General features: G+C 70.0%; 22 protein-coding genes. 7 read left to right on the forward strand and 15 right to left on the reverse strand.

The features are described from left to right. From HMPREF0591_RS04980 to HMPREF0591_RS04985, 3 genes are all read right to left on the reverse strand, one after another. Positions 1-3,839, reverse strand: a 3,839-nt coding sequence (locus tag HMPREF0591_RS04980; RefSeq protein WP_007167342.1) for an alpha-(1->3)-arabinofuranosyltransferase, incomplete at its 3' end; no start/stop codon positions are given. A 94-nt stretch (positions 3,840-3,933) separates the two neighbouring features. Further along, complete coding sequence (locus HMPREF0591_RS30695; protein ID WP_065443914.1) at positions 3,934-4,107, reverse strand: DUF2613 domain-containing protein; 174 nt, start codon at positions 4,105-4,107, stop codon at positions 3,934-3,936. 95 nt (positions 4,108-4,202) lie between these two features. After that, a complete protein-coding gene (locus HMPREF0591_RS04985) occupies positions 4,203-4,400 on the reverse strand; it encodes a DUF2613 family protein (protein WP_040621855.1) in 198 nt (65 codons plus the stop codon). A gap of 128 nt (positions 4,401-4,528) precedes the next feature. On the opposite strand from HMPREF0591_RS04985, the gene HMPREF0591_RS04990 reads away from it, so the two are divergent. The 3 genes from HMPREF0591_RS04990 to HMPREF0591_RS05000 all read left to right on the forward strand — a co-directional run bounded on the left by HMPREF0591_RS04990 (position 4,529) and on the right by HMPREF0591_RS05000 (position 7,663). Further along, positions 4,529-5,680 (forward strand): glycoside hydrolase family 3 N-terminal domain-containing protein, encoded by a 1,152-nt coding sequence (locus tag HMPREF0591_RS04990; protein WP_007167345.1) that lies wholly within the window; start codon positions 4,529-4,531, stop codon positions 5,678-5,680. Between the two features lie 65 nt (positions 5,681-5,745). After that, complete coding sequence (locus HMPREF0591_RS04995) at positions 5,746-6,396, forward strand: TetR/AcrR family transcriptional regulator (RefSeq protein ID WP_040621127.1); 651 nt, start codon at positions 5,746-5,748, stop codon at positions 6,394-6,396. 16 nt (positions 6,397-6,412) lie between these two features. Continuing rightward, the gene (locus HMPREF0591_RS05000; protein ID WP_007167347.1) at positions 6,413-7,663 is read left to right on the forward strand and encodes a chloride channel protein; all 1,251 of its coding nucleotides are present in this window, start codon (positions 6,413-6,415) and stop codon (positions 7,661-7,663) included. Positions 7,664-7,669: 6 nt separating this feature from the next. Here the strand turns inward: HMPREF0591_RS05000 and HMPREF0591_RS05005 are convergent, their stop codons facing one another. Both HMPREF0591_RS05005 and HMPREF0591_RS05010 read right to left on the reverse strand, forming a co-directional pair. After that, positions 7,670-8,536, reverse strand: a complete 867-nt coding sequence (locus HMPREF0591_RS05005; RefSeq protein ID WP_007167348.1) for a MaoC/PaaZ C-terminal domain-containing protein — start codon at positions 8,534-8,536, stop codon at positions 7,670-7,672. A 19-nt stretch (positions 8,537-8,555) separates the two neighbouring features. Then, a complete protein-coding gene (locus HMPREF0591_RS05010; protein WP_007167349.1) occupies positions 8,556-9,920 on the reverse strand; it encodes a 3-oxoacyl-ACP reductase in 1,365 nt (454 codons plus the stop codon). A gap of 169 nt (positions 9,921-10,089) precedes the next feature. On the opposite strand from HMPREF0591_RS05010, the gene HMPREF0591_RS05015 reads away from it, so the two are divergent. Beyond that, entirely contained in the window at positions 10,090-11,430 is a 1,341-nt protein-coding gene (locus tag HMPREF0591_RS05015) for an acetyl-CoA C-acetyltransferase (RefSeq protein ID WP_040621133.1), read from the forward strand. Positions 11,431-11,735: 305 nt separating this feature from the next. On the opposite strand, the gene HMPREF0591_RS05020 is transcribed toward HMPREF0591_RS05015, so the two are convergent. Further along, positions 11,736-13,571, reverse strand: a complete 1,836-nt coding sequence (locus HMPREF0591_RS05020) for an acyl-CoA dehydrogenase (RefSeq protein ID WP_007167351.1) — start codon at positions 13,569-13,571, stop codon at positions 11,736-11,738. Between the two features lie 441 nt (positions 13,572-14,012). Between HMPREF0591_RS05020 and HMPREF0591_RS05025 the strand changes: the two genes are divergently transcribed. Then, the gene (locus HMPREF0591_RS05025; protein WP_007167352.1) at positions 14,013-14,501 is read left to right on the forward strand and encodes a flavin reductase family protein; all 489 of its coding nucleotides are present in this window, start codon (positions 14,013-14,015) and stop codon (positions 14,499-14,501) included. A gap of 6 nt (positions 14,502-14,507) precedes the next feature. Here the strand turns inward: HMPREF0591_RS05025 and HMPREF0591_RS32940 are convergent, their stop codons facing one another. The 6 genes from HMPREF0591_RS32940 to HMPREF0591_RS05050 form a co-directional block, all read right to left on the reverse strand. Continuing rightward, positions 14,508-14,663: a hypothetical protein gene (locus HMPREF0591_RS32940; protein WP_007167353.1), complete on the reverse strand. Its 156-nt coding sequence runs from the start codon at positions 14,661-14,663 to the stop codon at positions 14,508-14,510. A 100-nt stretch (positions 14,664-14,763) separates the two neighbouring features. Further along, positions 14,764-15,510, reverse strand: coding sequence for a succinate dehydrogenase/fumarate reductase iron-sulfur subunit (locus tag HMPREF0591_RS05030; RefSeq protein ID WP_007167354.1), 747 nt, complete (start codon positions 15,508-15,510; stop codon positions 14,764-14,766). Beyond that, positions 15,510-17,426: a fumarate reductase/succinate dehydrogenase flavoprotein subunit gene (locus HMPREF0591_RS05035; protein WP_007167355.1), complete on the reverse strand. Its 1,917-nt coding sequence runs from the start codon at positions 17,424-17,426 to the stop codon at positions 15,510-15,512. Before HMPREF0591_RS05035 ends, HMPREF0591_RS05030 begins: the two co-directional genes overlap by 1 nt. 43 nt (positions 17,427-17,469) lie before the next feature. Beyond that, a complete protein-coding gene (locus tag HMPREF0591_RS05040) occupies positions 17,470-18,297 on the reverse strand; it encodes a hypothetical protein (protein WP_007167356.1) in 828 nt (275 codons plus the stop codon). Positions 18,298-18,387: 90 nt separating this feature from the next. Beyond that, the gene (locus tag HMPREF0591_RS05045; protein WP_007167357.1) at positions 18,388-18,684 is read right to left on the reverse strand and encodes a hypothetical protein; all 297 of its coding nucleotides are present in this window, start codon (positions 18,682-18,684) and stop codon (positions 18,388-18,390) included. Positions 18,685-18,915: 231 nt separating this feature from the next. After that, positions 18,916-19,365 (reverse strand): Hsp20/alpha crystallin family protein, encoded by a 450-nt coding sequence (locus HMPREF0591_RS05050; protein ID WP_007167358.1) that lies wholly within the window; start codon positions 19,363-19,365, stop codon positions 18,916-18,918. A gap of 227 nt (positions 19,366-19,592) precedes the next feature. Here HMPREF0591_RS05050 and nirB point away from each other — a divergent pair, with 227 nt between their 5' ends. Continuing rightward, on the forward strand, positions 19,593-22,172 hold the full coding sequence (gene nirB, locus HMPREF0591_RS05055) for a nitrite reductase large subunit NirB (protein ID WP_007167359.1): 2,580 nt from the start codon (positions 19,593-19,595) through the stop codon (positions 22,170-22,172). After that, positions 22,169-22,525: a nitrite reductase small subunit NirD gene (nirD, locus tag HMPREF0591_RS05060; RefSeq protein ID WP_007167360.1), complete on the forward strand. Its 357-nt coding sequence runs from the start codon at positions 22,169-22,171 to the stop codon at positions 22,523-22,525. The genes nirB and nirD overlap by 4 nt, the downstream gene beginning before the upstream one ends. Here nirD and HMPREF0591_RS05065 read toward each other — a convergent pair whose 3' ends face one another. From HMPREF0591_RS05065 to HMPREF0591_RS05075, 3 genes are all read right to left on the reverse strand, one after another. After that, positions 22,526-22,978 carry a TetR/AcrR family transcriptional regulator gene (locus HMPREF0591_RS05065; protein ID WP_007167361.1) on the reverse strand — a complete coding sequence of 151 codons (453 nt, stop codon included), beginning with the start codon at positions 22,976-22,978 and terminating at the stop codon, positions 22,526-22,528. It abuts the gene before it with no gap. A 74-nt stretch (positions 22,979-23,052) separates the two neighbouring features. Further along, positions 23,053-23,832, reverse strand: coding sequence for a sirohydrochlorin chelatase (locus HMPREF0591_RS05070; protein WP_007167362.1), 780 nt, complete (start codon positions 23,830-23,832; stop codon positions 23,053-23,055). Then, on the reverse strand, positions 23,823-24,974 hold the full coding sequence (locus HMPREF0591_RS05075) for a uroporphyrinogen-III synthase (protein ID WP_007167363.1): 1,152 nt from the start codon (positions 24,972-24,974) through the stop codon (positions 23,823-23,825). The genes HMPREF0591_RS05070 and HMPREF0591_RS05075 overlap by 10 nt, the downstream gene beginning before the upstream one ends. Between the last annotated feature and the right edge of the window lie 75 nt (positions 24,975-25,049).

The following is a 25,049-nucleotide window of genomic DNA, read 5'->3' on the forward strand; positions in this document are numbered from 1 at the left end:
AGCGCGAGCAGGGCCAGCAACGGCAGCAGGGCCAGCCCGAACCCCAGCCCGGCGCGGTACGGCGCGTTGGGCGGGAACGTCAGCGTGATGGTGCCGGGGTCGCCGGGCGGCACCACCCAGCCCTGTTGCCAGCCGTTGACGGCCACCGGGGTCAGCCGCGTCCCGCTGCCGGTGCGGGCCACCCAACCGGGGTTGATGCTCTCCGGGATGACCAGCACCCGCGACGTGTCCGACGGGGGAGCCTGCACTTCGCGGCGGTCCGGGCCCCACGCCCGCCACACCGGAGCGGCGACCGCGCCGGGCGCGGCGGCGGGGGTATCCGGCGCGGACAGCTCCGCGCCGTCGACCACGAACTGAGCGCCCGGGCTGATCAACAGCTCCTGCTGGCCGGCCGGCAGCGTGATCGGCTCCCGGTCGCAGGCCTGCGCCGCGACGGGGGCGTCGTCGAGCAGCGCGCCCACGGTGGTGCGGATCGAGGTGTGCACGAACCGGCCCGCGACCGCGATGACCGGGCCGTGGTCGCAGTCCACCGTGACCTCCCTACCGCGGTCGCGGCCGGCGTCGGCGGGCGCCACCGGCTGGCCGTCGGCGCCGAGCACCGCCAGCTCGGCCAGCCCCGGCGGCTTGAGCTGGTCGAAACCCAGCGCGTTGCGGTCGATGACGTCTTCCCAGTCCAGCAGGCTCACGGTGACGGTGTCGGTCAACCGCGGGTGCAGCGCGAGGGTCTGCGGTTCGCCGGGCCGCAGCGCGCGCACCTGCGGACCCTCGCCCAGGTTGACCCCCACCATCGTCGGGTGGGCGGGCAACGCCGACCGGCTCGGCACCAGCCGCAACCCGGTGACCTCGGTGGGCCGCGGCAGCGTGAGCGTCAGCGTGGGCGGGGTCTTGTGCTGCACCACCCGCTGCGGCGCGGTCCACGCGGTGGCCGGGTCGCCGTCGGTGGCCGCGTACGCCGAGCCGAGGACGTCGACTAGGTCGGAGTCGCCCTGGGCGCGGGTGGTGTTCGGCTCGGCGAGCAGGTCGGCCAGCTTCGGCCCCTGCCGCGGCCGCACCCACACCAGCGGGGTCACCGACATGGGCGCCGGAACGGTCAGCGTCCGGCTGAGGTTGACCGGCTCCTCGGGCGCGAGGGCCATCGACGGCGCGCAGCGCACACCGTCGGGCGCCGTCGCGCAGCCCGGCCTGCCGAGCAGCCCGGAACCGACGTCCCAGCCCGCGACGGTCGAGCCCGGTGGCGGCCCGGGAACCCGCACGGTGTGCCGCAGGTCGACCGGGTGGGCGAAGCCGGACGCGTCGTACTGAGTGATCGACAGGTCGGTGATGCCGAATTGCACGCCGGGGGATCCGTCGTCGGTGCCCGAGGCGGTGATGCGCACCCACGGCGTCTCGCCGTAGGGCAGGGCGGAGGCCAGCGGCTTGCCCGGCTCGTCGAACCGCAGCGTCGTGCTGCCGGTGGCGGTTTCGATCAGGATGCGGCGCACCTGCGCGCCGACGGCGGTGGCGCTCGGCGTCAGGGTGATCGCCGCGTTGGTCACGGGGTGGTCGAAGTCCACCCGCAGCCACTGGCCGACCGCGGCCTGCAGCGAGTTGGACACCCACGCGGTCGCCGGGTCGCCGTCGACGGCCGCGACGGGGGAGGTCGCCGGTGCCACGTCGGGCATGGCGGTGGAGTCCGACGACGAGCTCGACACGGTGATCCGCCCGCCGGTCCAGTCGCCGACGACCGGGTCGGCGCCGGGGACCGGATAGTCGGGCACGCGGTTGTAGGTGTGCCGCGCGTCGCCCGGGGCCCGGACGGCCGACGAATGCAGGTCCACCCGGCCGTAGTCGGTCTCGCGCGCGACGGGGGTGTCGGTGACGGTCACCGCCGGCACCGGCAGCCCGGCGCCGCGCGCGTCGGCGGTCATCAGCACGGGACCCAGCGGCGGCTGCCCCCGGAGCCGGCGCCGCTCGTCGAGCCGCTGCAGCACCTCCGGTCCGCCGTCCACCCTCGGCAGCCGGTCCACGTCCGCGAAGTACGGCGCGCCGGAACCGCCGGCCACCCGGTACACCTCGATGGCCGGATACCGCGGGCGCAGGCCGCTGTCGGCCACGAAGCCCGCCAGCGTGCCGGGCCCCACCGGATCGCCGAATTGTGCCACCTTCCGCAGCCCCGGGGACCCGTCGACGGTGCGGTGCACCAGGATCGGGCGCGCCGAGCGCGACGTTTCCGGATCCAGGTCGTTGCGCACCACGAGATACGAAATACCTTGGCGGGCAAGGGTATCGGCGAGGCCGGCCGAGGGCCGCCCGGCGGCGAAGAGGCGTTGCACCGAATCCAGCGCCCGGATGGTCTGCGGCGGGGTCAACGGGATGGAGTCGCGCACACCCCACGGGCTGCCGCCGAGCACCTGCAGCGGCTCGTCGTGGCTGGTGCCCCACACCTGGGTGGCGAACGGCGCACCCGGAACCACCAGCACCCGGCCCGGGACGGGCGTCCCCCTGTTGTGCTGGTCGAGCCAGTCGGCGGTGTCCTGCCAGTACCGGGGGATCGCGCTGAAGGTGCCGGGCGGGGTCAGCCGGCCGGTCCACGCCAGCGAGGTGCTCACCATCAGCGCGGTGAGGATGACGATCGCGACCGCCACCCGCCTGTCGCGCTCGGGGCGGGCGAACGCGCGCAGCCACACCGCGCCGGGCACCGAGCCGGGCAGCGGTATCCGCCCCAGCACCTGGGCGAGTCCCAGCACGATCGGGATCCGGATCACCGACCCCAGCTTGTGCACGTTGCGCAGCGGCGCGCCGCCGGCGTCCAGGAACGCCTGCACCGCGTGGGCCACCGGCGAGCCCAGCCCGCCGCTGTAGCCGGCCGCCATCAACACCACGCCGGTCAGCAGCATCGTCACCAGTCGCCCGCGGGCCGGCATCGCCGGACTGGCCAGTCCGGCCAGCCCGGCGGCGGCCACCAGGCAGGTGGCCACGACGGCCGCCGAGCCGGTCACCAGCGGCGCGCCCGCGGTCGCCGTCGGCGCCACGTACGGGGTCCAGCTCTCGGTGCCGCGCAGGATCTCGGTCAGCGACGACCACTGCGTGGTCACCCCGGACGATTCGATGAAGTCCAGGAACGGCGGGCTGATCGCGCGCAGCATCACCAGCGCCACTGCCCACCACAGGGTCGCCAGGAACAACGCCAACAGCCACCACCCGGTGTAGCGCCACCACAGCCGGTTGGGACGGTGGCACGCCCACCAGATCACCGCGGGCAGGCAGCCGGCCAGCGTGGCGATCGCGTTGACCGCGCCCATCAGCGCGACGGCCAGGCCGGCCTGCGCGGCGAGCGCCCGCACCGACCGGTTCGTGGACGCGCGCGCCCCGTTCAGGGCCAGGATCGTGGGCAGCAACACCCACGGCGCGAGCATCATCGGCAGGGTTTCCGACGAGATGGACCCCAGGGTGGTCAGCACCCGCGGCGACAGCGCGAATGCGGCGGCGCCGATCACCCGTGCCGCCGGGCTGCCGATGCCGAGCGCCTCGGCGACCCGCAACAGTCCCCAGAACCCGACGGTGAGCAGCAGCGCCCACCACAGCCGTTGGGTGACCCATCCCGGCAGCGCAAGCAGGTGGCCGATCGCGAAGAAGGTCCCGTGCGGGAACAGGTACCCGTACGCCTGGTTCTGCGCCTGCCCGAATGGCAGCTCGCTGTTCCACAGGTTGGTGGCCCGGGCCAGGAAGCGCAGCGGGTTGGCGGTGAGATCGAGTTTGGTGTCGGGCGAGATCCGGCCGGGGGATTGGGCGAACGTCAACAGCAGGGCGATCGCGCCGACCAGCCACAGCCAACGGCGCGACACGCGCGCGGCCCGCATACACGGGAGTGGCGGGCCGGCCTCCGCGACGGCCGCCGGATCCGGTGGCGGCGACGCCTCCCCCGCAAGCGGGCGGTGCCCCCGGCTCCCGCCGCTAGCTACGGTTGCCGTACTCGACCCGGTTGAGCACTGACGACTGCGGATCGCCCCCGGGGAGTGGCGGTTTCGTGTCCTGCTGCACCATCAGGGTGATCCCGAAGATCGCTGCCGCGCCGAGCAGCAGACCGACCACCACGCTCGCGGCGGCGGGCGCAATGATCCGGTTCATCAACGGCTCCTTCAAGCATCGGGATACGTGGCGACGGCCTAGCGACAACCTAGCAGAAGCGCGGTCGCGGCCCCCGTGCCCTGGTCAGGGCAGGGTCAGGGCAGACAGTGCCCGTGAAAGCACCGGTCGCCGTACTGCACCAGCTGAGGTCCGAGGGGGCTCGGCTGGGCCGGACGGCCTCGCACGGGCGCCGCGACGTGGTCGGCGACGGCCAGCGTGACGCCGACGGTCGTCGCCATCCCGACCGACAGACCCACCGCGATGCTGGCCGCGGCCAGGGTGAAACCCGTCATGGCTGGCTCCTTCTCGCCCCCCGCTAGCCCAGCTAGCACCTGCCCGGGAATGCCCGCACCGCGGGAGAGGAAAACCTCGCCGCCGCCCACACCCGGAGGTCCGGACCCCGCCGTGAAAGCATGGCCCGATGTCATTTTCGCGCACCATGGCCGCCGCCGGGGCCGTGCTCGCCTCCGTGTCGGCGTTGGTGTCGGGCTGCGCCCACCACGGGGCCCGGCCGCCCGGCCCGACGACCTCGGTCAGCAAGCCGGCGGCCGCCCCCGCCCCGCCGGCGTGCGGCGACCTCACCGCACTGCCGGTCCGCGACAAGCTGGCTCAGCTGCTGATGGTGGGCGTGAAGAACGCCGACGACGCCCGCTCGGTGGTCGACGACTACCACGTCGGCGGCATCTTCATCGGCAGCTGGACGGACCTGTCCATCTTCAAGGGCCCGCTGGCCGACATCGCGGCGAAGGCCGGACCGCTCCCGCTCGCGGTCAGCGTCGACGAGGAGGGCGGCCGGGTGTCGCGGTTGCGGTCGCTGATCGGCGCGTCGCCGTCGCCGCGGGAGCTGGCCCGGACCCAGACCGTCGCCCAGGTGCACGACCTGGCGGCCGAGCGCGGCAAGAAGATGCGCGACCTGGGCATCACCATCGACTTCGCCCCCGTCGTCGACGTCACCGACGCCACCGACGGCGTGATCGGCGACCGGTCCTTCGGCGGCGACCCCAACACCGTCACCGCTTACGCCGGCGCGTACGCGCAGGGCCTGCGCGACGCCGGGCTGCTGCCGGTGCTCAAGCACTTCCCCGGGCACGGGCACGGGTCGGGCGACTCGCACACCGGCGGGGTGGTGACGCCGCCCCTGAGCGACCTGCAGAGCGTCGACCTGGTGCCCTACCGGACGCTGGTGACGGCGGCCCCGGTGGCGGTCATGCTGGGGCACCTGCAGGTCCCCGGCCTGACCGGCGACGAGCCGGCGAGCCTGAGCGCGGCGGCGGTGCAGCTGCTGCGCAACGGCGTCGGCTACGGCGCCCCGCCGTTCAACGGCCCGGTGTTCACCGACGACCTCTCCAGCATGGGCGCCATCTCCGACCGGTACGGCGTCGCCGAGGCGGTGCTGCGCGCCCTGCAGGCGGGCACCGACGTGGCGCTGTGGGTCACCACGGACGAGGTGCCCGCGGTCCTGGACCGGCTGCAGAAGGCGGTGGCCGCCGGCGAACTACCCGCGCAGCGCGTCGACGACGCGCTCGGCCGGGTGGCGACGATGAAGGGCCGCAGCCCCGCTTGCGGCCACTGAAGCGCGCACTGAAGCGCGCCGGTTGCTTACTCTGGAGTCAGATAGACGGCCTAGAGAGGTAAGCGATGGCGGGTGGCACCAAGCGGTTACCGCGCGCTGTCCGCGAGCAACAAATGCTGGACGCCGCCGTGCAGATGTTCTCGGTCAACGGCTACCACGAGACCTCGATGGACGCCATCGCCGCCCAGGCGCAGATCTCCAAGCCGATGCTCTACCTGTACTACGGCTCCAAGGAGGACCTGTTCGGCGCCTGCCTGCACCGGGAGATGGGCCGGTTCATCGACGCGGTGCGCGCCGACATCGACTTCACCCAGAGCCCGAAAGACCTGCTGCGCAACACGATCGTGGCGTTCATGCGCTACATCGACGCCAACCGGGCGTCGTGGATCGTGATGTACACGCAGGCCACCAGTTCGCAGGCGTTCGCGCACGTGGTGCGCGAGGGGCGGGAGCAGATCATCGAGTTGGTCGCCGGGCTGGTGCGGGCCGGCAGTCGCAGCCCGCGCGCCGAGCGCGAAGACGAGATGATGGCCGTGGCGCTGGTGGGCGCGGGGGAGGCGATGGCCAACCAGCTCAGCACCGGCGACATCGACGCCGACGAGGCCGCCGAGCTGATGATCAACCTGTTCTGGCACGGGCTTCGGGGCGCGCCGGAGGAGCGGGAGGCCGCCGCCGCGCTGCCCGAGAAGGGCGGGCCCCGGGCCGCCGGGCGCTAGCCCCTACATTCGTGGGGTGGCTCGACCGCCCGCCCGCCGCAACGTCGACTTCTTCTGTGCCGTGATCATCGTCGGGCTGCTGGCCGGGGTTGCCGGCCTGGCGACCACCACGGTGCTGCGCTTCATCGAGCACGTGACCTACCACTACACCTTCGGGACGCTGTTGACCGGGATCACCGGCAGCAGCCCGGTGCGCCGCGCGCTGGGACCGATGGTCGGCGGTGCGCTGGCGGGGCTCGGCTGGTGGGCGTTGCGGCGCGCCGCGACCATGCCGCCGCTCGCGGAGACCATCGCCCGCCGCGAGCGGATACCGCGGCTGGCGTGGGGGGTCGACGCGCTGCTGCAGGTGCTGCTGGTCGGCTCGGGCGCTTCCCTGGGCCGGGAGGGGGCGCCCCGGCAGTTCGCGGCCGCCCTGGGCGATTGGGGCACCGCGTGGCTGCGACGGCTGACGGCCGGCGACCGCCAGATCCTGCTCGCGTGCGCGGCCGGCGCCGGGCTGGGTGCGGTCTACGCCGTCCCGCTGGCCGGCGCGCTGTTCACCGCCCGGATCATGCTGACCACCTGGCAACCCCGCGCCCTGGGCGCCGCCCTGATCACGTCGAGCCTGGCCGTGGCCGTCTGCTCGGCCGCCACGCACGACGAACCGATCCTGGACTGGCCCGACGCGAACGTGTCCTTCGAGCTGACCGGGCAGGCGCTGATCTTGGCGCCCGTGGCGCTGGCGGTGGGCTTGGCGTTCACCCGGCTGATGGCGGCGGCGCGACCGGCCAGGCAGCTGCGGACGTGGGTGCTGGTTCCCGCGCTCGGGGGCGCGGGCCTGGTGATGGGGATCTGTTCGCATTGGTGGCCCGAGCTGCCCGGCAACGGCCGCAGCATCCTGACCGTCAGCCTGGCCAGCGGGCTGACGCTGTCCGCCGCGATCGCGATCCTGGCGCTCAAACCCCTGTTGACCGCCCTGTTCCTGCGCGCCGGCGGGGCGGGCGGCATGCTCACCCCGTCGCTGGCCACCGGAGCGGCGGCCGGATTGGCGCTGGTGCTGGCGATGAACGCGGTGGCCGGCACGCACCTGCACGGGCCGACGGTCTCGCTCGCGGGCGCCGCCGGCGTCTTGGCGGTGACGCAGGGTTCGCCGATCTGGGCGGCGATCTTCGTCTGGGAACTCGCCCGGCCGCCGGTGTGGTTGTTTTTCCTGTTCCTGGTGACCGCGACCGGCGCCCACGCGCTGAAAGTCGTTGCCACAGGCCGCGGCCCGACGCGCTCGGGCTGAAACGCCCTACAGCGCCCGGACCGTGCCGGTCAGGTACGGGTAGCCCTTGGCGACGTTGCGCAGCGAGATGTCGCAGCCGCCATGGCCCTCGTCGACGCGGCCTTCGTCGATGTAGAGGCCGGCGGTGCCCGGCAGCACCAGCGGCTTGCCGAATTTCACCGAGTACTTCACCGCATCCGGGAAGCGGGCCTCGATGTTCGCCAATACGGCTGCGGCGCTGTACATTCCGTGCGCGATCACGGTCGGGAAGCCGAACAGCTTGGCGGCGACCGGGTTGGTGTGGATCGGGTTGTGGTCACCGCCGACCACGGCGTAGCGCCGGATCAGCCCGGGGCTGACGCGCAGGACGGTGCTGGGCGGCGGCAGCTTGGGCTGCTTCTGCGGCGGCGGCTTCGGCTCGTCGGACAGGCTGGTGCGTTGCTGGTGCAGGAAGGTCGTCACCTGGTTCCACGCGACGTCCTGGAAATCGCCGCCGACGCTCACGTCGGTCACCAGGTCGACCAACAGGCCCTTGCGGTGCTCGCGCAGGTTCTCGGCGTGCACGCGCACTCCGACGGTGTCGGTGACCGCGATCGGCCGGTACTGGGTGATGTGGTTCTCGACGTGCACCGAACCCATTGCGGCGAAGGGGAAGTCGAACCCGGTCACCAGCGACATCATCGTGGGGAAGGTCAGCGCGAACGGATAGGTGAGCGGCACGTTGTTGCCGTAGCGCAGGCCGGTGACCGCCGCATACTCGGCCACGTTGGTGTGGTCGATGGGCAACTCCGACACGGTCACCGTCCGCGTGGGAAGCTGGTCGCCCCTGGGCACCATCGGCAGGGCCCCGGCCGCCGCGCGCAGCATGTTCTTCAGGCCGCTTGGCTGGTTCATCGCGTTCTCCTCCTCGCGGCTACGCGCCCAGCATGGCCTGGCCGCAGACGCGGATGACGTTGCCCGTCACCGCGTTCGACGCCGGGCTGGCGAAGTAGGCGATGGTCTCCGCGACGTCGACGGGCTGGCCGCCCTGCAGCAGCGAGTTCATCCGGCGGCCGACCTCGCGGGTGGCCAGCGGGATCGCGGCCGTCATCTGGGTTTCGATGAAGCCCGGCGCGACGGCGTTGATCGTGATGCCCTTGCCGTAAAGTTCCGGGGCCAGCGCCTGGGTGAGGCCGATCATGCCGGCCTTGGTGGTGGCGTAGTTGGTCTGGCCGCGGTTGCCCGCGATGCCGGCCATCGAGGACAGCCCGATCACCCGGCCGCCCTCGCCGATGGTGCCGTTGCCCACCAGCCCCTCGGTAAGGCGAAGCGGCGCAAGGAGATTGACGGCCAGCACGGCGTCCCAGCGGGCGTCGTCCATGTTGGCCAGCAGCTTGTCGCGGGTGATGCCGGCGTTGTTGACCAGCACGTCGGCGTGCCCGCCGTGGTGCTCGCGCAGGTGCTCGGTGATCTTGTCGACGGCGTCCTCGGCGGTGACGTCGAGCCACAACGCGGTGCCCCCGACCCGGCTGGCCGTTTCGGCCAGCGACTCGGCGGCCGACTCGACGTCGATCGTGACGACGCGGGCGCCGTCGCGGGCGAACACCTCCGCGATCGTCGCGCCGATCCCGCGGGCCGCGCCGGTCACGATCGCCACCTTGCCGTCCAGTGGCCGCTCCCAGTCGGCCGGCGGCGTGGAGTCGGCCTCACCGACGTAGAACACCTGGCCGTCGACGTAGGCGGACTTGGCCGACAGGATGAACCGCATGGTCGATTCCAGGCCCGTCGCGGCGGGTTTGGCGTCGGGCGACAGATACACCAGCGCCACCGTGCTGCCGTTGCGGAGCTCCTTGCCCAGCGAGCGGGTGAACCCCTCCAGCGCGCGCTGCGCGATCCGTTCGTGCGGCGAAGCGGCCGCGTCGGGCGTGGTGCCCACCACCGCGACGCGCGCCGAGTGTCCCAGGTTGCGCAGCAGCGGCGTGAAGAATTCGTACAAGCCCCGCAGCCCCTCGGGCGTCGTGATACCGGTGGCGTCGAAGACCAGGCCGCCGAACTGGTCCGCCCAGCGACCGCCCAGGTTGTTGCCCACCAGGTCGTAGTCCTTGGCCAGCGCGGCGCGCAGCGGCTCGACGACGCGCCCTTCGCCACCGATCAGCAGGGATCCGGCCAGCGGCGGGTCACCGGGCCGGTAGCGGCGCAACGTCTCGGGTTGCGGGACACCGAGCTGCTTGGCGAGAAACGATCCAGGACCGGAATTGACAATCTGGGAGAACAGATCGGACGAGACCTTGGGAGCCACCGGAGCTACCTTCCATGTGCTTTCTCAGTCGGGGTGTGCCTACAGCACAACCGTATCGGGGACGAACTTACTTCAGAGTAAGAACAGTGGGTAGTATGGCCCCAGACGGGCGATCCCGAAACCAATAGACGGCAGATACCCAATAGACCGCAGATACACGGAGAAGACAGTGGCCCCTGCAAGTTCTGAGGCAAGCAACCAGCGCGGCGCGCAGCGGCGGCGAGTGGCCGTGCTGGGCGGCAACCGCATTCCGTTCGCCCGGTCCGACGGCGCCTACGCCGAGGCGTCCAACCAGGACATGTTCACCGCCGCGCTGGGCGGGCTGGTGGACCGCTTCGGGTTGGCCGGTGAGCGGTTGGGCGTGGTGGTCGGCGGCGCCGTGCTCAAGCACAGCCGCGACTTCAACCTGACGCGCGAATGCGTGCTGGGCTCCGAGCTGTCGTCGTACACCCCGGCGTTCGACCTGCAACAGGCGTGCGGCACGGGTCTGCAGGCGGCCATCGCCGCGTCCGACGGCATCGCGTCCGGGCGTTACGACGTCGCCGCCGCCGGCGGGGTGGACACCACCTCCGACCCGCCGATCGCCCTGGGCGACAACCTGCGCCGCACCCTGCTCAAGCTGCGCCGGTCCAAGTCCAACGTCGAGCGGCTGCGGCTGGTGGGCACGCTGCCCGCCAGCCTGGGGATCCAGATCCCGGTCAACAGCGAGCCGCGCACGGGGCTGTCCATGGGCGAGCACCAGGCGATCACGGCCAAGGAGATGGGCATCAAGCGCGTCGACCAGGACGAGCTGGCCGCCGCGAGCCACCGCAACATGGCCGCCGCCTACGACCGGGGTTTCTTCGACGACCTGGTCACGCCGTTCCTCGGGCTCTACCGCGACGACAACCTGCGCCCGGATTCCTCGGCGGAGAAGCTGGCCAAGCTCAAGCCGGTGTTCGGTGTGAAGGCCGGTGACGCGACGATGACGGCCGGCAACTCGACGCCGCTGACCGACGGGGCGTCGGTTGCGCTGCTGGCCAGCGAGGAGTGGGCGGCCGCCCGCTCGCTGACCCCGCTGGCTTTCCTGGTGGACTCGGAAACCGCCGCCGTCGACTACGTCAACGGCCGCGACGGCCTGCTGATGGCGCCCACCTACGCGGTGCCGCGGCTGTTGGCGAGAAACGGACTGAGCCTGCAGGAGTTCGATTTCTACGAGATCCACGAGGCCTTCGCCTCGGTGGTGCTGGCGCACCTGCAGGCGTGGGAGTCGGAGGACTACTGCAAGGAGCGGCTGGGCTTGGACGCCGCGCTGGGGTCGATCGACCGGTCCAAGCTCAACGTCAACGGCTCGTCGCTGGCCGCGGGTCACCCCTTCGCCGCTACCGGCGGTCGCATTTTGGCGCAGGCGGCCAAGCAGCTCGCCCAGAAGAAGGCCGAGGGCAAGGGTGGCGCCGGCAAGCCGCTGCGCGCCCTGGTGTCCATCTGCGCCGCCGGGGGGCAGGGCGTGGCCGCGATCCTGGAGGCCTGATCGCCCGTGCGGCCGGCCGGTTCATGACGTCGGTCACACCCGGTTAGTAATCCGGGTTGGCGGGTATCCGAGTGCGCGGATGACCCCGTGTTGTGGTCTGACCCCCCGACCCCGACGGCAATACGGGGCATCCCTGAAACGACCGCCGGTCGGCGTGGACGGGCGTACGAAAAGGGCCGCCGCTGGAGTGAGGGGATCCAGCGGCGGCCTTTTTGTAGCCGTTGGTCTTTTGTGCCGTCGGCACGGTGAAATCCACAAGCAAAAACCCCGCTCCCATCCGGAAGCGGGGTTTTGCCTTGTGGCCGTCAGAAGGCGGCTTCGTCGAGCTCCATGATGTCGTTGTCCAGAGTCTCGATCACCTCGCGGGTGCTGGCCAACAGCGGCAGGAAGTTCTTCGCGAAGAACGAGGCCACGGCGACCTTGCCCTCGTAGAAGGACCGCTCGTCGCCGCTGGCGCCGGCGTCCAGCGCCTGCACGGCCACCGCCGCCTGCTGCTGTAGCAACCAGCCGATGACCAGGTCGCCGACGCTCATCAGGAAGCGCACCGATCCCAGGCCCACCTTGTAGAGGCTGGTCACATCCTCCTGCGCCGCCATCAGGTAGCCGGTCAGCGTGGCCGCCATCGCCTGGACGTCGGCCAGGGCCTTCGCCAGCAGCTCGCGCTCGGACTTGAGCCGGCCGTTGCCGGACTCGCTGTCCACGAACTTCTGGATCTCGCCCGACACGTGGGCCAGCGCCACACCCTTGTCGCGGATGATCTTCCGGAAGAAGAAGTCCTGCGCCTGGATGGCCGTGGTGCCCTCGTAGAGGGAGTCGATCTTCGCGTCCCGGATGTACTGCTCGATCGGGTAGTCCTGCAGGAAGCCGGACCCACCGAAGGTCTGCAGGCTCTCGGTGAGCTTGGCGTAGGCCTGCTCGGAGCCGACGCCCTTGACCACCGGCAGCATCAGGTCGTTGACCTTGACGGCCAGCTCGGCGTCCACGCCGTGCACCGCCTCCGCGACCGCGGCGTCCTGGTAGGTCGCGGTGTAGAGGTACAGCGCGCGCAGACCCTCGGCGTAGGCCTTCTGGGTCATCAGCGACCGGCGCACGTCCGGGTGGTGCGTGATGGTCACCCGCGGTGCGGTCTTGTCGGTCATCTGGGTCATGTCGGCGCCCTGCACGCGGGACTTGGCGTACTCCAGCGCGTTGAGGTAGCCGGTCGACAGGGTGGCGATGGCCTTGGTGCCGACCATCATGCGCGCCTGCTCGATCACCTCGAACATCTGCGCGATGCCGTTGTGCACCTCGCCGACCAGCCAGCCCTTGGCCGGCACGTCGTGCTGGCCGAACGACAGCTCACAGGTGGCCGAAACCTTCAGGCCCATCTTGTGCTCGACGTTGGTGACGAAGACACCGTTGCGCTCGCCGAGCTCGCCCGTCTCGAAGTCGAACAGGAACTTGGGCACGAAGAACAGCGACAGCCCCTTGGTGCCCGGGCCCGCGCCCTCGGGGCGCGCCAGCACCAAGTGGAAGATGTTCTCGAACAGGTCGCCGGAGTCGGCCGAGGTGATGAAGCGCTTGACGCCCTCGATGTGCCAGGAGCCGTCGTCCTGCTTGATCGCCTTGGTCCGGCCGGCGCCGACGTCGGAGCCGGCGTCCGGCTCGGTCAGCACCATGGTGGAGCCCCAGCCGCGCTCGGCGCAGATCACGGCCCACTTCTTCTGCTCCTCGGTACCGAGGTGGTAGAGGATGTTGGCGAAGCCGGCGCCGCCGCCGTACATCCAGACGGCCGGGTTGGCACCCAGCAGGTGCTCGTGCAGCGCCCATACCAGGGCACGCGGCATCGGCATGCCGCCGAGCACCTCGTCGATGCCGACCTTGTCCCAGCCGGCCTCGGTGACGGCGCGGACCGACTTCTTGAACGCCTCCGGCAGCGTCACCGAGTGGGTCTTCGGGTCGAAGACCGGCGGATTGCGGTCGCCCTCGACGAACGACTCGGCGATCGGCCCCTCGGCCAGCCGGCTGATCTCTGACAACATTTCGCGCGCGGTGTCGACGTCCAGATCGCTGTAGTCGCCGGCGCCCAAAGCCTTCTCAACGCCCAAGACCTCGAACAGGTTGAACACCTGGTCACGGACGTTGCTCTTGTAGTGGCTCACTACGGTTCCTCCTCGTTGAGAATGCCACTTGTGGTTGGGTACTACTTCTAAGTTACCCACCAGTAACACCGCTAAAATATCGCTCTCGGACAGTTCAACGCAAGTCAATGTGAGCTAGATTTCATCATCTAATTAACCAACCGGTTGGGAAGGGCGCATGACGCCGCTGACCTGCGACGATGGTGAAACGAAAGCTAAACTGTGGGATACGTCACCGCCATGCCGGTGGCGGATTCGCGCACGTCGGCGGCCCGATTGCGGCGGGCGTCGCGGGCCGCGCCCGCGAGGTGGGCTTTCTCCTCCACCTGACCGGCCGGGGTCCCCGGCGCGCCCCGCCGCGGGGTGTGCGCGCACCCCGATGTGGCTTCGGCGCACGGATATTCGGCAGGTAGGGTCGGGGACGAGAATCCCGTTCTCGGCTCAAGGGGCGAATGAATTCCGGTGAACTCGAACAAGAACCTGACACCGTCCACACTTCGTGAGGCCTTCGGCCATTTTCCCTCGGGGGTGGTGGCCATCGCCGCCGAGGTGCAAGGGAGCCGGGAGGGGCTGGCGGCCAGCACCTTCGTCCCCGTCTCCCTGGATCCGCCGCTGGTCTCGTTCTGCGTGCAGAACACGTCGACGACATGGCCCAAGCTCAAGGACCGGCCCATGCTGGGCATCAGCGTGCTCGGCGAGGCGCACGACGAGGCGGCGCGGACCCTGGCCGCCAAGACCGGGGACCGGTTCGCCGGGCTGGAGACGGAGTCCCGGGACAGCGGCGCCGTCTTCATCAAGGGCACCGCCCTGTGGCTGGAAAGCGCGATCGAGCAGCTGATCCCGGCCGGGGACCACACGATCGTGGTGCTGCGGGTCAAGGAGGTGACGGTCGACGCCGACGTCGCGCCGATCGTGTTTCACCGCAGCGTGTTCCGGCGCCTGGGCGCCTGAACGCGATCAGGGCCGGCGGCTGAGTTCCGCCCGGAAGCCCGCTATCCGCTGTTCGATCTCGGCCGCGTCGTCGTGGCGGCCCTCCTTGCGCGCAAGATCCGCGCGGACGGACAACTCCCGGATCGCGGTTCGGATTTCGTTGATGCTGGTGGTTTCTCGCATATCTCCCACGCTGCCTTTCGAGTTGGGGCAGATCGTCGGGTGTCGACCCAACAGGGCTGATATGCGGGTACCCGGCGCACCGGGAGCGCTAACGCCCGGCTCAGCGCCGGAACAGCTTGTTGCCCAGCCACACCACCGGGTCGTACTTGCGGTCGGCGACCCGCTCTTTCATCGGGATCAGCGCGTTGTCGGTGATCTTGATGTTTTCCGGGCAGACCTCGGTGCAACACTTGGTGATGTTGCAGTAGCCCAGACCGTGCGCTTCCTGGGCCTGGTTGCGCCGGTCCATGGTGTCCAGTGGGTGCATCTCGAGTTCGGCGATCCGCATCAGGAAGCGCGGCCCGGCGAACGCCTTCTTGTTCTCCTCGTGGTCGCGGACCACGTGGCACACGTTCTGGCACAGGAAGCACTCGATGCACTTGCGGAACTCCTGCGAGCGCTGCACGTCGACCTGCGCCATCCGGTACTCGCCCGGCTGCAGGTCCTTGGGCGGCGCGAAGGCGGGGATCTCGCGGGCCTTCTCGTAGTTGAAGGACACGTCGGTGACCAGGTCGCGGATCACCGGGAAGGTCCGCAGCGGCGTCACCGTCACCACCTCGTCCTCGGCGAAGGTGGACATCCGGGTCATGCACAGCAACCGCGGCACCCCGTTGATCTCCGCCGAGCAGGAGCCGCACTTGCCCGCCTTGCAGTTCCACCGCACCGCGAGGTCGGGCGTCTGGGTCTGCTGCAGGCGATGGATGATGTCGAGCACCACCTCGCCCTCGTTGACCTCCACCGTGAAGTCCTGCAGCGCGCCGTTGGCATCGTCGCCGCGCCACACGCGCATGCTCGCGTTGTAGGTCATCAGCCTCTCCGTCCCGGATGCTCGGCCAGTTCGTCGTCGGTGTAGTACTTCTCCAGCTCGGAGATCTCGAAGAGCTCCAGCAGGTCGGGCCGCATCGGCACCTGGTCCTTGTGCGTGATGCTGATGTCCGGAATCACCTCGTCGCCGCCGGCGGCCCGGCAGACCAGCAGCACCTTGCGCCACCCGGAGTCCATCGCCGGATGGTCGTCGCGGGTGTGGCCGCCGCGGCTCTCGGTGCGCTCCAGCGCGGCCTTGGCGACGCATTCGCTGACCAGCAGCATGTTGCGCAGGTCGATGGCGAGGTTCCAGCCCGGGTTGTAGTGGCGGCCGCCCTCCACGTGCATGTTCTTGAACCGCTCGCGCAGCTTGTCCAGGCGGGTCAGGGCCTCCGCGACCTCGTCGGCCTTGCGGATGATGCCGACCAGGTCGTTCATCGACTGCTGCAGCTCGAGCTGCAGCGTGTACGGGTTCTCCGCCGGGGCACCGTCGGTCGGCCCGTCGAAGGGGGACAGCGCCCGCTTCGCCGCGGTCTCGACGGCGTCGGCCGAGACGGCCGGGCGGCTGCTCAGTGCCCGGACGTAGTCGGCCGCGCCCAGTCCGGCGCGGCGGCCGAAGACCAGCAGGTCCGACAGGGAGTTACCGCCCAGCCGGTTGGAGCCGTGCATGCCGCCGGAGCACTCACCCGCGGCGAACAACCCGGGGACGGTGGCGGCGCCGGTGTCGGCGTCCACCTCGACCCCGCCCATCACGTAGTGGCAGGTGGGCCCGACTTCCATCGGCTCCTTCGTGATGTCGACCCCGGCCAGCTCCTTGAACTGGTGGTACATCGACGGCAGGCGCCGCTTGATCTCCTCGGGCGTCAACCGGGACGCGATGTCGAGGAACACGCCGCCGTGCGGGCTGCCCCGGCCGGCCTTGACCTCCGAGTTGATCGCGCGCGCGACCTCGTCGCGGGGCAGCAGGTCGGGCGTGCGGCGGGCCGAGTCGTTGTCCTTGAGCCACTGGTCGGCCTCTTGCTCGGTCTCGGCGTACTGACCCTTGAACACCGGCGGGATGTAGTCGAACATGAACCGCTTGCCGTCGGAGTTCTTCAGCACCCCGCCGTCGCCGCGGACACCCTCGGTGACGAGGATGCCCTTCACGCTGGGCGGCCAGACCATGCCGGTCGGGTGGAACTGGACGAACTCCATGTTGATCAGCGACGCGCCCGCCCGCAGGGCCAGCGCGTGCCCGTCGCCGGTGTACTCCCAGGAGTTCGAGGTGACCTTGAACGACTTGCCGATCCCGCCGGTCGCGAGCACCACCGCGGGCGCCTCGAACAGCACGAACTGCCCCGTCTCGCGCCAGTAGCCGAAGGCCCCGGCGATCGCGTCACCGTCCTTGAGGAGTTCGGTGATGGTGCACTCGGCGAACACCTTGATGCGCGCCTCGTAGTCGCCCAGTTCGGCGTAGTCCTCCTGCTGCAGCGAGACGATCTTCTGCTGCATGGTGCGGATCAGCTCCAGGCCGGTGCGGTCACCGACGTGCGCCAGCCGCGGGTAGGTGTGCCCGCCGAAGTTGCGCTGGCTGATCTTGCCGTCCTCGAGCCGATCGAACAGGGCGCCATAGGTTTCCAGCTCCCAGACGCGGTCGGGCGCTTCCTTGGCGTGCAGTTCGGCCATCCGCCAGTTGTTGAGGAACTTCCCACCGCGCATCGTGTCGCCGAAGTGGGTCTTCCAGTTGTCCTTCGGGTTGGTGTTGCCCATCGACGCCGCGCAGCCGCCCTCGGCCATCACCGTGTGAGCCTTGCCGAAGAGGGACTTGCACACCACCGCGACCTTGAGGCCGCGTTCCCGCGCCTCGATGACCGCACGGAGCCCCGCGCCGCCGGCGCCGATGACGATTACGTCGTAGGCATGCCGCTCGACCTCAACCATGAAACCCTCGCTAGCTAAGTTCTGATTCTTTTCAAAAGGCGTTTCAGCCAACAAATCTCAGGTCACTGATGGTGCCGCTGGCCACCAGGGCGATGTAGAAGTCGGTGAGCATCAGGGTGCCCAGCGTGATCCACGCGTACTGCTTGTGCCGGGTGTTGATGTGGCTGACCTGGGTCCAGATCCAGTACCGCACCGGGTGCTTGGAGAAGTGCTTGAGCCGCCCGCCGGTCACGTGCCGGCAGGAGTGGCAGGACAGCGTGTAGACCCACAGCATGACGACGTTGCCGACCATGATCAGGTTGCCCAGGCCGAACCCGAAGCCGTGCGGGCCGGAGTCGGAGTGGAATCCGATGATCGCGTCGTAGGTGTTGATCACCGAGATGATGCCGGCGATGTAGAAGAAGTACCGGTGGCTGTTCTGGACGATCAGCGGGAACCTGGTCTCGCCGGTGTAGTGGACGCGCGGCTCGGCGACCGCGCAGGCGCTGGGCGACTGCCACACCGTGCGGTAGTAGGCGCCGCGGTAGTAGTAGCACGTCAGCCGGAACAGCAGCAGGAACGGCAGCGTCAGCGCCGCGTACGGCAGCCACCACACGTTCGGCAGGATCTGCGGCCAGAAGTCGTGGGCCTCGCCGCAGGCCGTGCTCACGCAGGGTGAGTAGAACGGCGTCAGGTAGTGGTACTGCGGGACGAAGAAGTAGTTCTGCTGGAACGCGCGGAACGTCGCATAGATGAGGAACGCGGCGAAACCCAGGTCGATCCGCAGCGGCGACATCCACCACCGGTCGGTGCGTAGGGTCCGTTGCGGGATGCGGGCGCGCGCGGGTGAAAAGACACCTGACGCAGGACGGTTCGCCGTGGGTGCGCTCATCTAGTGTTCCTCTTCGAACGGGCTGTTGGTCGAAGGGTACACAGAGAGCACCCCCTCGTTTCCGGGGGGCTTGGTTGTCAGGACCTGACGTCAGGACCTGCTGTGACCGCCGACACCCTCGTCGTCGACGTCGCGCCAGAACTCGGTGTCGTACTGGGTGTCGGGAATGACGATCTTCTCGCCGGACTGCTGCACCGTGGCACGCGACAGGTCCAGCTCGGATACGTCGGTGTCCAGCATCTCGACGTCGGACAGGATCCGGTCGGCGTCGATGACGATGCGCCGCATCGCCGGGCTGTCGCCGTAGCGGGTCTTCAGCGAGCCCACGCACCGCCGCAGGCCGCCGATGAGGTCGTGCAGTTCGGCGAGTTCAGTCGTGGTGCTCAACGGATCTCCTCGGGCAGACGGTGTTACGGATCACAGTACGCTTCCGAATACTATCCACCGCACAGCCCGCTGTCAGACGGATCGCGCCAGACGGATCGCGTCGGGCGACCGCGGAGCGCGCCGCCGCACCGCACCGGCCCCGGGGGTGGGAGTCGTCGCCGTTGGCGGAATGCCCTGTGCCGCAGATGCATCCGGCGGGACCCGCTGGCCCCGCCGGATGTCGTCTACCCGTTACTTGGTGATCGCGATGCGCTGCGCCCGGCTTCCGGCGTACGCGCCGGTGACCCGCACGGTCAGCACGCCCGCGTCGTAGGAGGCCGTGATGGCGTCCCCGGTGACGTGGGCCGGCAGCTGGAACGACCGGCGGAAGGCCCCGTACCGGATCTCACGCAGGGTGCGCCCGACACCTTCCCCGTCGTCCTGGGCGTACTGATCGCGGTGTTCGCCGTGGATCACCAGCCGGCCACGGTCGACCTCGACGTTGACGTCCTTCTCGACGTCCACGCCGGGGAGCTCGACGCGTACGATCGCGTCGTCGCCGTCCTTGACGACCTCCGCGGCGGGGTTAAAACCCGTGGTAGTCGGCTTGACCCAGTCCGTCGCGGCGGCGGGGCCGAAGAAGTCGCGCAGCCACCGGTCGGTGTCCCAGGCCGGTCGCGACCACAATGCGAGGTTACTCATGGGGATCTCCTTGTGCTTCCTTGAGCTTTGTTGTGGATTTGCTGTGTCCGGCGCCCTTCCGGCCGGCTATAAGCAGAAACATGAGTCGACCACGCTTAAGTTCCACCTAGGCGTTCGCCTCGGGCGAACGATTATTCACAGTGGTTGCTGTGAGTTGTGAGATCCTCGTCATAGGACCGTCACATTGGGCGAAATCGCGGTAATTTCTGACCGCTAGCCTCAAAGCCATGGCTGCAGACGGGATTTCGCGCGCGCACTGTGCGGGCCGTCACATCGTCGTGGTGGGACACGGCATGGTGGGGCACCGGCTGGTGGAGGCCCTCCGGGCGCGTGACACCGAGGGATTGTGGCGCATCACGGTTTTCGCCGAGGAAGCCGACGCGGCTTACGACCGCGTCGGGCTGACCTCGTACACCGAGAGCTGGGACCGCAAGCTGCTGGCGCTGCCGGGCAACGACTACGCGGGCGACGAACTGGTGCGGTTGGTGTTGAACGCCCGCGTCACCGGCATCGACCGGGAAGCGAAGTCGGTGGTGACGGCCGACGGGCAACGGCACTCCTACGACACGTTGGTGTTGGCCACCGGGTCCTACGCCTTCGTCCCGCCGGTGCCCGGCCACGACCTGGCGGCCTGCCACGTGTATCGCACGCTCGACGACCTCGACGCCATCCGGGCCGACGCCCGGCGCACGGTGGAGGCCGGACGCACGCCGGCGGGTGTGGTCATCGGCGGTGGCCTGCTGGGGCTGGAAGCCGCTAACGCGCTGCGCCAGTTCGGGTTGCGGACGCACGTCGTCGAGATGATGCCGCGGCTGATGGCCCAGCAGATCGACGAGGGCGGCGGCGCCTTGCTGGCCAAGATGGTCGGCGACCTGGGCATCGCGGTGCACGTGGGCACGGGCACGGAGTCGATCGAAGCGCTCGACCATTCGGACGGGGTGTCGTCGGTGCGGGTGCGGCTGACCGACGGCGAGGTCATCGACGCCGGGCTGGTCATCTTCGCGGCCGGCATCCGCCCGCGCGACGAGCTGGCCAGGGAAGCCGGCCTGACGCTGGGCGAGCGCGGCGGTGTGCTCACCGACCTGGCCTGCCGCACAAGCGATCCGGATGTCTACGCGGTGGGCGAGGTGGCCGCGATCGGTGGCCGGTGCTACGGCCTGGTGGGACCGGGCTACACCTCCGCCGAAGTGGTGGCCGACCGCCTGCTGGACGGCGCGGCGGAGTTCGGCGAAGCGGACCTGTCGACCAAGCTGAAGCTGCTCGGTGTCGACGTCGCCAGCTTCGGCGACGCGATGGGGGTGACCGAGAACTGCCTCGAGGTCGCCATCAACGACGCGGTCAAGCGGACCTATGCCAAGCTGGTGCTTTCGGACGACGCGAAGACCCTGCTCGGCGGCGTGTTGGTGGGCGATGCCTCGTCGTACGGGGTGTTGCGGCCGATGGTCGGCAGCGAGTTGCCGGGCGATCCGCTCGCGCTGATCGCTCCTGTCTCCGGCGAGGCTCCGGCGCTGGGTGTTGGGGCGCTGCCGGATTCGGCGCAGATCTGCTCGTGCAACAACGTCACCAAGGGCGATCTGAAATGCGCGATCGCCGACGGCTGCGCCGACGTGCCCGCGCTCAAGTCGTGCACGTCGGCCGGCACCTCGTGCGGTTCGTGCGTGCCCCTGCTCAAGCAGCTGCTGGAAGCCGAGGGCGTCGAACAGTCCAAGGCGCTGTGCGAGCACTTCAGCCAGTCGCGCGCCGAGCTGTTCGAGATCATCTCGGCGACCGAGATCCGCACCTTCTCCGGCCTGCTGGAGCGCTTCGGCCGCGGAAAGGGTTGCGACATCTGCAAACCCGTGGTCGCCTCGATTTTGGCCTCCACCGGCTCGGACCACATCCTCGAGGGCGAGCAGGCATCGCTGCAGGATTCCAACGACCACTTCCTGGCCAACATCCAGAAGAACGGCAGCTACTCGGTGGTGCCGCGGGTGCCCGGCGGTGACATCAAGCCCGAGCACCTGATCCTGATCGGCCAGATCGCGCAGGACTTCGGGCTTTACACGAAGATCACCGGCGGCCAGCGGATCGACCTGTTCGGCGCCCGGGTGGATCAGCTGCCGGAGATCTGGAAGCGGCTGGTCGACGGCGGCATGGAGTCGGGCCACGCCTACGGCAAGGCGCTGCGCACCGTGAAGAGCTGTGTGGGCACCGACTGGTGCCGCTACGGCCAGCAGGACTCGGTGCAGCTGGCCATCGACCTGGAGCTGCGGTACCGGGGCCTGCGCGCGCCGCACAAGATCAAGATGGGGGTTTCGGGCTGCGCGCGCGAGTGCGCCGAAGCGCGCGGCAAGGACGTCGGCGTCATCGCCACCGAAAAGGGCTGGAACCTCTACGTCGGCGGCAACGGCGGCATGACGCCCAAGCACGCCCAGCTGCTGGCCAGCGACCTGGACACCGAGACGCTGGTCCGCTACGTGGACCGCTTCCTGATGTATTACATCCGGACCGCCGACCGGCTGCAGCGCACCGCGCCCTGGGTCGATTCGCTCGAGGGCGGCCTCGACCACGTCCGCGAGGTCGTGTGCGAGGACTCGCTGGGCCTGGCCGAAGAATTCGAGGCCGCAATGGAGCGGCACGTGCAGAACTACCAATGCGAATGGAAGGGCGTGCTCGACGACCCGGACAAGCTGTCGCGGTTCGTCTCGTTCGTCAACGCCCCGGACGCGGTCGACTCGACGGTCGAGTTCACCGAACATGCCGGGCGCAAAATCCCTGTGTCCATTGGGATGCCGAAGATCCGTACGGGAGCTGGAGAGCAATCATGACACTTCTCAACGACATTGCGGTGTGGACGACGGCCTGCGAGTACGACCGCCTCATCCCGGGCCGGGGCGTCGGCGTGCTGCTCGACGACGGTTCCCAGGCGGCGTTGTTCCGGCTGGACGACGGCTCGGTGTACGCGGTCGGCAACGTCGACCCGTTCTCGGGGGCGGCGGTGCTCTCCCGCGGGATCGTGGGTGACCGCGGCGGCCGGGTGACGGTGCAATCGCCGATCCTCAAGCAGGCCTTCTCGCTGGAAGACGGTTCCTGCCTGGACGATCCGAACTTCTCCGTGCCGGTGTACCCGGCGCGCGTCACCGCCGACGGTTTCGTCCAGGTCGGCCGGGCCGCCGCCTAGCTAGCGCGTGATGTCGCCGACGAGGTAGCGCTGCATCGTCGGCCCGATGGCGTCGACGATCGCGTCGACCGACATCGAATGCAGCGGCTCGGAGCGGACGCCGTAGCGCATGATGCCCAGGCCCACCAGCTGCGAGGCGCACAGCGAGGCGCGGGTGGCGACCTTGTCGGCGCCGAGCAGCTTCAGCAGGGGGCCGAAAACCGGGCCGATGAACATGCTTTGCACGGTTTCGGCGGTCTTGGCCATCCCGGTGGACGCGATCGCGCTCGCCGCGAAGGGCCCGCCGCCGGCGGCGTCCCACGTGGTGATCAGCATGCGCAGCGTTTGCCGGCCCGCCTGGTTGACCCCGCCCGTCACGATCCGGTCGATGAATTCCGGTGTGCCGAACGGCAACCGCAACATCTTGGCGACCGGGTCGAGGAGCCCATGCGACGGCTCTTCGCGACGGGGCATGTTGCCAGGATCGCCGGTCCCCGAGCAAAGATCAAGCGTCGCCGCGCGTCGGCGCGCCCCGGAGGTCGGTGCGGTCAGGCCGCCGAATGCGGCCGCACGACCCGGTCGTGGACGAATCGTTGCGCGCTCGGTCGCCGCGAGGCCCGCCGGGCGGTGGGGGCCGGCACGGGCGGAACCGCGCGGCGGAATCGATTGGCGATCAGGCGGGCCAGGCCCGGATGGGTGCCCAGCGGCCCGCTGACCAGGTCGGCGCCGCAGGCGTGCAGCCGCTCCTGGAACAGGCCGTCGGCCAGCAGGTAGGAGGCGACTACGACGCGGGCGTTGGTGCGGCGCGCGTGGCGCCTCGCCTCGTCCACGGCCTCGGACAGCCGCGGGTCTCCGATGGCGGCGAAGCCCAGACCCACCCGCGACCCGGTCAGCGCCGACACCAGCGTCGCGGTGGTGTGCAGGTCGGTGCGGGCCCGGGCGTCCGAGGTCCCCGCCGCCGCCAAAACCACCGAATCGCCGGGCCGCCAACCACATTTGATCAGCTGGTCACCGACGAGCCGGGCGACCTGCCCGCTCGGGCCCAGGGCCGGTGCGACGATGACGTCCGGGTGCCCGCTGAGCTCGACGTGGGCGGGGAGGTCGGCGCGTACGTGATAGCCGCGCGACAGGAACGCCGGCAGCACGATGGCGGGCCGGCCGGTTGTCCTCGCCCGCGACAGCACCTCGCTGGGAGTGGGGCCCAGCACGTCGACGAAGGCCACCTCGACTCGGTCACCGATCAATGAACTCGCTTGCGCCGCAAGCCGTTCGATCATCGTCACGCCCTCGGGGCGGCGGGTGCCGTGGGCGACCAGGATCAGCGCCACGCCGAATCCGCCCGCTGCTCGGTCGCGAGCCGGTAGCCGCGCTTGACCACGGTCGCGATGATGTTCTTGTCCCCCAGGGCCGTTCGCAGCCGCAGCACGGCCGTGTCGACGGCGTGCGGGTCGTTGCTGTTGCCGGGCAGCGCGCGCAGCAGGTCACCGCGGGCGACGACGTCGCCGGGACGTTTGGCGAGCGCGCGCAGTATCCCCATGCCGGACGGCGAAAGTACCTTGATCGAGCCGTCCACCAGCACACAGGTGCCACGGATGTCCACCGTGTGGCCGGCCGCTTGCACGGTGCACGAGCCGAGCAGGGGCAGCTCCTCGGCGACATGACGGGCCAAGGCGCCCAACCGCATTCGTTCCGGTGACGACGTCGGCACGCCCTTGCGGATCAACGGCTTGGAGGTCACCGGGCCGACGCACATCGCGTGCACGTCGGTGCGCAGGGCTCCCAGCAGTTCGTCTTCGACGTCCAGCTCGCGGCTGCGCTCGAGCACCGCCGCGGCCGCAGGCGCCGACGTGAAGGTGACCGCGTCGAACTGACGCCCCGCGATCCCGGTCACGAGTTGATCGAACGTGCCGCCCAATGGGGTTGGTTTCCACCGGTACACCCGGACGGGCACCACCTCGGCGCCCGCCAGGCGCAGCCCGCCGAGGAATTCCGGGAAGGGATCCCACGCGTCGGCCGCGCCGTGCAGCTGGACCGCCACCCGCAGCCCGGTCACCCCCGACCTGAGCAGGTATTCCAGGACCTCCTGCGAGGACTCGGATTCCGGCGACCACTCCTCGTGCAGGCCGGCGGCGCGCAGCGCGCCGGTCGCCTTCGGCCCGCGGGAGACGATGCGGGCCGACGACAGCGCCGCGACGAGCGGGTTGACCAGCCCCCACCCCTCGGCCGCGGCCAGCCACCCGCGGAAGCCGATGCCGGTGTGCGCGACCAGGATGTCGGGTGGCTCGGCGATCAGCGCCTCGGTGTTACGGTGCAATTCGTCGTCGTCGGGCAGTGCGATCATGTTGATCGCGGGCGCGCTGCACACCTCCGCGCCGTGGCGGCTCAGCAGCGCGCACAGCTCCTCCGAGCGCCGAGCTGAGGTCACCGCGATGCGGTATCCCGTCAGCGGCGGGGAGTCCGGCTGGCCCATATCACCTGTGTATGCCTGTCAGATTTCGGTTGCGTTACCTGGCAATTGCTTGCGCATTGCCCACCCGTGAGGGCG

Source organism: Mycobacterium parascrofulaceum ATCC BAA-614 (assembly GCF_000164135.1).
Lineage (GTDB): Bacteria > Actinomycetota > Actinomycetes > Mycobacteriales > Mycobacteriaceae > Mycobacterium > Mycobacterium parascrofulaceum.